The sequence below is a fragment of the Lishizhenia sp. genome, assembly GCF_033720595.1.
Taxonomy (GTDB): Bacteria; Bacteroidota; Bacteroidia; order Flavobacteriales_D; family Crocinitomicaceae; genus Lishizhenia.
In genome coordinates, this window is the sequence record NZ_JAWWCF010000222.1 from 1 (window position 1) to 4,205 (window position 4,205).

4 protein-coding genes and 1 pseudogene are annotated in these 4,205 nt (G+C 37.1%); 4 read left to right on the top strand and 1 reads right to left on the bottom strand.

Features of this window, described 5'->3' with window-relative positions; all coding sequences use genetic code 11:
- The 3 genes from R3333_RS12840 to R3333_RS12850 all read left to right on the top strand — a co-directional run.
- Nucleotides 1–647: alpha/beta fold hydrolase (locus tag R3333_RS12840; protein WP_318959174.1), on the top strand; the 647-nt coding region annotated here is incomplete at its 5' end.
- Nucleotides 647–1,282 carry an alpha/beta hydrolase gene (locus R3333_RS12845; protein WP_318959175.1) on the top strand — a complete coding sequence of 212 codons (636 nt, stop codon included), beginning with the start codon at nt 647–649 and terminating at the stop codon, nt 1,280–1,282. The genes R3333_RS12840 and R3333_RS12845, both read left to right, overlap by 1 nt.
- Entirely contained in the window at nt 1,279–1,842 is a 564-nt protein-coding gene (locus R3333_RS12850; RefSeq protein WP_318959176.1) for a hypothetical protein, read from the top strand. Before R3333_RS12845 ends, R3333_RS12850 begins: the two co-directional genes overlap by 4 nt.
- Before the next feature lie 71 nt (nt 1,843–1,913).
- Here R3333_RS12850 and R3333_RS12855 read toward each other — a convergent pair whose 3' ends face one another.
- On the bottom strand, nt 1,914–3,620 hold the full coding sequence (locus tag R3333_RS12855; RefSeq protein ID WP_318959177.1) for a M3 family oligoendopeptidase: 1,707 nt from the start codon (nt 3,618–3,620) through the stop codon (nt 1,914–1,916).
- A 179-nt stretch (nt 3,621–3,799) separates the two neighbouring features.
- On the opposite strand from R3333_RS12855, the pseudogene R3333_RS12860 reads away from it, so the two are divergent.
- Nucleotides 3,800–4,205, top strand: a pseudogene (locus tag R3333_RS12860) (hypothetical protein); the annotation flags it as partial.

Consider the following 4,205-nt stretch of genomic DNA (forward strand, 5'->3'; position numbering starts at 1 on the left):
ATTTCCCTCAACAACTATGCGACCGCCTAAAACTTTCTGGAATTGTATATGAACGTCAAGGTTACGCTTCTTCTTCACCTTTAACAGAAAAGAGAAATGATGATTACTTGGAGCGCTATGCTTTGGACGAACTCCCGAAGTTTTTAGATGCTGTTTTAGAAGAAAAGCAAAAAGCAATTTTAATAGGACATTCAGATGGTGGGAGCATTGCTCTGTTATATGCGCAAAAATACAATGAGCGTTTAAAGGCCGTGGTAACAATGGCTGCTCATGTAATCAATGAGCCCGAAACTTTAGCAGGAATACAACCTGCTGTAGAAGCCTACGAGAAAGGTAAATTAGATGGTTTAAAAAAATACCACGGAGATAAAACGAATGATCTCTTTTACGCCTGGGCCAATACCTGGAATGCTCCTTTCTTTAAGGATTGGAATATATGTAAGAAGATAGACAAAGTTGTAGTTGATGCATTAATTATTCAAGGAAAGATGGATCAATATGGAACAGAACAACAAGTTGATTTAATTTTAGACCATATTCAAAGTAGCAAGAAGGAAAAACTGATGTTAGACGACTGTGGGCACCATCCACATTTGGAACAAAAGCAAGAGGTTATTACTGCTATATATAATTTTATTATCGATTAATGGAAAATATTTTACGTGCTCAAAAAAGTTACAGGTATTATGTAGAAGGAAATCCTGCCACCGCAAAACACTTGATTTTCATCTTGCATGGCTATGGACAACTTTCTAAATTTTTCATCCGTAAATTTCAAACATTGGTTGATGAGGACACAGCTATAATAGCACCCGAAGGGATGCACCGTTTTTACTTAAAAGGAAGTAGCGGTCGTGTGGGTGCGAGTTGGATGACCAAAGAAGCGCGTGAAGACGATATCGCTGACAATCTCATTTTTTTAGATGATGTTTACAACAATGTAAAAGCTTCGCACAATCAAAAACTGACATTACTCGGTTTTTCTCAAGGCGGGGCCACAGCGGCACGATGGCACCAAATGGGACAGGTTAAGTTTAACAACTTTGTTCTTTGGGCTAGTGTTTTCCCTCCAGACTTAAAAGGTTTAGAACAAGATTCATCGTTCGCTAATTCAAACAACTTTTTCCTCGTTGGAGACAATGATGAATTTTTAGATGTAGAAAAAATTGAAGCGGTTAAAAGTGATTTTGAGGATAAATTATTAAACTTTACTTTTATTCACTTTGAAGGAGATCATAATATTTTCCCTTCTCCCTTGAACGAATTAAAAAAACAACTATGATATATAGAATTCTCCTCATTGCAACACTTCTATTTTCAATGAACTATACTGTTGCACAAGAAGACAGTCGTCCAGAAATTGGTTTTGACTTGGCCATGGGATTCTCTAAAAATGGCGGAAACTTTGGTATTGGTCCAAAATATAAATTTGCAGCGATGAACCCTTCTATTGCTTGGGGACCTTCTTTGCGCTTTCAACATGTTTGGGCAAATAATTTTCAAACGGGTCAAAGCACATCTTACACGATTTATGGTGGTGGAGCATTCTTACACTACCGTATAGAAAACATCATTTACCTTGGAGCTGAAGTGGAGTTTCTGCATACACCGATCAACTTTACCTTTGTATCTTCTCCTTCGTGGGTACCTACAGCCTTTGTTGGAGGTGGACTATCAAAATCATGGGATTTCTTCCGTATCAATGCAGGATTAATGTACGATGTAATCAACCACAATAATTCACCTTTCAGAAGCTCTTATTTCTTATCGAAAACAGACGGTTCTGGAAACAAAGCATTACTTCCATTGATCTATAGATTCTCCTTCTTTTTTGAAATATAGAAGATTAAAAAATTCATATCAATAAAAAATCCCAATCTGTTTAGACTGGGATTTTTTTATTTCTTTTCTTCTTAAACGGCTTTCAATTCCTCTCCTACAAATTTCGCAATCTCCGATAGGTAGTTATCCGAGAAATCAAATTTAACACCAGCTGTTTCATAGATTTCAGGAATACTCTTGGTGTAGCCTAATTTCAGCGCTTCTTTGTAATTGGCAACAGCCTTCGCCAAATCCGCCTTACTATTTTTCCAAACACCTAATGCTCCTAATTGAGCAAATGCATATTCGATGTAATAAAAAGGTACTTCAAACAAATGCAATTGACGTTGCCAACTTGTCGCTTTTGCAGTTTCATATCCTTCCCATTCTACCAAACCAGTGCCATACTCCTTGCTAATACGCAGCCAAGCCTCTGCTCTATCTTGAGTTGTATGTGTTGGGTTTTCGTATATCCAATGTTGGTATTCATCTATGGTTGCTATCCATGGTAAAATCTTGAGAATGGTTTCCAACTGATCGCGTTTAGCACGTTTTAAATCCTCTTCATCCTTGTAGAATTCATCCCAATGATCCATAGTCAATAACTCCATAGACATAGAAGCTAATTCAGCCACCTCAGAGGGTAGACTTTTGAATCCTGTTAATTCTAAATCTCTACTTAAAAAAGAGTGCACTGCATGTCCACCTTCGTGAACCATAGTTACTAAATCTCTTTGGGCTCCCACTGCGTTCATAAAAATGAAAGGAACACCTATTTCGTACAACGGATAATTATATCCTCCTGGTGATTTTCCTTCTTTAGATTCTAAATCCAAATGTTTCATTTTATCCATGGTAGCTATACAATCTGCAAAATAAGCATCTATCTTCCCCATTGCTGCAATGGATTTTTGCAGTAATGCTTCTCCGCCTTCGAAAGGTTTTAGCGCTTCCTTTCCACTCGGGTCTACCTCTGTATCATAAGGCCTGTATACATCTACCCCTAAATCTGCTTTATGTTTGGCTTGAATTTCTTTTACTAATGGAACAATGTGCTTTTTTATTGAAGCGTGAAAATCAAAACAATCTTCTTTCGTGTAGTCAAATCGCCCCATCGCTTGGAACTTATAATCTCTAAAATTATCAAAGCCCGCATTCAAAGCAACTTGATGACGTTTTGCAACTAACTTGCTGAACAATTCATCTAAAGCTGCTATATCCTCAGCTCTACGCTCCGTCATTAATTCATAAACTTCTTTGCGTACTGTCCTATCTTTATCTTTTAAGTAAGTAGCAGCTTTTTGCATGGTCAAAGTCTCCCCTTTATAACTTATCGTTTGTGCTGCAGAAATACTCCCAAATTGTTGACTCAACTCTGCAATTTCAGCTTGCAAGGCAACATTTTCTTCCCTGTATAACTCCAATGCAGTTCTTACGGAGCGAAAGTAAATATGGTAATCCTCTCCTTTAAAATCATCTACAAATTCAGATGCCATCAACTTACGATTCAACTGATCTTCAAAAGGTGCTAACTTGGGTTGAATTTGCGTAACAAACACCTTATAGGCTTCACTTAAAGATTCATCACGGGTATCAATTGTCATTCTTATGTAACGCCATGCAGCATCCTCTTCCAATACAGCATCCAGCTCAGACTTATCTTTGAGCCATTGCTCAACATCTGCCTTGGTTGCTAAATCTCGTTCTGTTAAATCTTCGAAATATGGTTTCACATCTTCCCAAGTATTGATGATTAAATCTTCCTTAACAAAATGTCTTTTTGGTTTATCTATATTCATGATGTGTCGTAATTATGTTTCCCAAAAATAGTAAACCCAAAGAGATAGATGGCCTTTCCTTCCCAGTGTATTCTTAGATTCTCCAAAATTGACAAATGTTAATCTTTCAACAGCTTTTTATCCTTTTTACAGCCGCAATCATTTTTTAAAATTGTGGCAAGTAAAAACAAGAAAGAAGCATGACGCATTTTTGGAAGAAAAAATCTAGTGAGGAAATAAAAGACATCGTCTTTACGGCTTTAGAAAAAAATACCAATTACGACAAAACTGGAGTTCTGGGTGTACCCGCATCCTACTTAGATGATGAGATATTTAATCAAGATGCTTCCTTCCTGAAAGATGCTCCTTTCATGTCTGTTTTAGTAAAAAATCCAAACCATATTGGATGTCACACCTTAGGAAACTCTGAATCTTTTTTCGCTGGAACACAGGAAATTGAAAAGGAGCTTATTGAGATTTGTGCGGTAGATATTCTGAAAGGAGAACGCCAAATTCAAGATAACGTCGAAATCGCATTACCATCAAAACAGTGGAAAAAACCGTTGAACAAGGTTTGGGAAGAGGTTTTCACTGAATTTAACATTG